This window comes from Streptomyces sp. SM1, from assembly GCF_002910825.1.
Lineage (GTDB): Bacteria > Actinomycetota > Actinomycetes > Streptomycetales > Streptomycetaceae > Streptomyces > Streptomyces okerensis.
The window spans coordinates 1-1,016 of sequence record NZ_NEUB01000560.1 but is presented as its reverse complement, the minus strand read 5'-3'; the positions used below and the strand labels follow the sequence as shown (position 1 = coordinate 1,016).

Genomic DNA, 1,016 nt, shown 5'->3' with positions numbered 1-1,016 from the left:
GGGGTCGGGACCGCCGGGAACCGGACGGGGATCAGCCGGTGAGGTCGAAGGTGGCGGCGCGCCGCACGAACACCGTGCCGCCGTCCTTCGCCGTCGCCAGCACGGAGACGTGCCAGGTGCCCCTGTCCACATCGGCCACCTCCTCCCGCGTGGCCTTCACCGAGTAGGTGCAGCGGGAGGTGATGGCCGTGGTGGGGCGGCAGACGGCACTGTCCACGTACCGCATCTCCGCCTCGGTCAGGTCGTCGAGCTTCGAACTGACCGGCCAGGCGATGACCTTGAGGCCCCGGACGCCCGAGTCGTCACCGACGTCCGCGGTGAACCTGAGCGACCCCGCCGCCGTGCCGGACGGCGCCACGTAACGGACCGAGGTGTTCGTCACGGTCGGCTCCGTGGCGGGTGAGGCCGCAGCGAGACCGCCGGCGGCCACCCCGCCCACGACGACGGCGGCGATGAGCGACGACACGAGAATGTGCTTGGGCATGGGATGTCCCCCCTGGGACGTGTGTGGTGGAGGGCGGGGGCGGTGCGCGCACCCGCCGGAGAGAACGGGAGGGCGGCTCCGGCGGGCGTTGTCCCGCCGTCGGTCTGCCGCTTCCCCGATGTGATCGAGCCTAGGGCGGGGCCGGCGAGCGGGCCTCGGACCGCGGGACGGTTGCCGCGTGGAACCGGAGGTGCAGAACGCCGCCGGGTCGTCCGACCCCCTGCCCGTCTGTAACCCAGGTAAGAGGGCGGAATCCCCCTTCAGCCGGAGCCGGACCGCTCACCTGCGGCCATAGCCTTGGCCCGTCATGAAGCGAAGAGACGACCGGCTGCTCCCGCTCCTCCTGTTGTGTGCCCAGGCCGTGGTGTGGCCGGGTGCGGCGCTGGTGCGCGGGGACGTGCCGGCCGGGTCCGTCCTGCTCGCGGCGGCCCTGGTCGCCGGTTCCGTCACGGCCGTGCTCCTCCTGCGCCGTACCCGCCCGGTCATCACCCTCGTCCTGGGCGCCGCCGCGTGCGCGCTGGGCGCCGGACCG

General features: G+C 73.6%; 2 protein-coding genes. One reads left to right on the top strand and one right to left on the bottom strand.

Annotated features, from left to right (window positions below; translation table 11 throughout):
• Positions 1–31: 31 nt before the first annotated feature.
• Entirely contained in the window at positions 32–484 is a 453-nt protein-coding gene (locus tag B9S61_RS13690; RefSeq protein ID WP_103542505.1) for a DUF5707 domain-containing protein, read from the bottom strand.
• Positions 485–791: 307 nt separating this feature from the next.
• Here B9S61_RS13690 and B9S61_RS13685 point away from each other — a divergent pair.
• On the top strand, positions 792–1,016 hold a 225-nt coding region (locus tag B9S61_RS13685; protein WP_146064830.1), incomplete at its 3' end, for a hypothetical protein.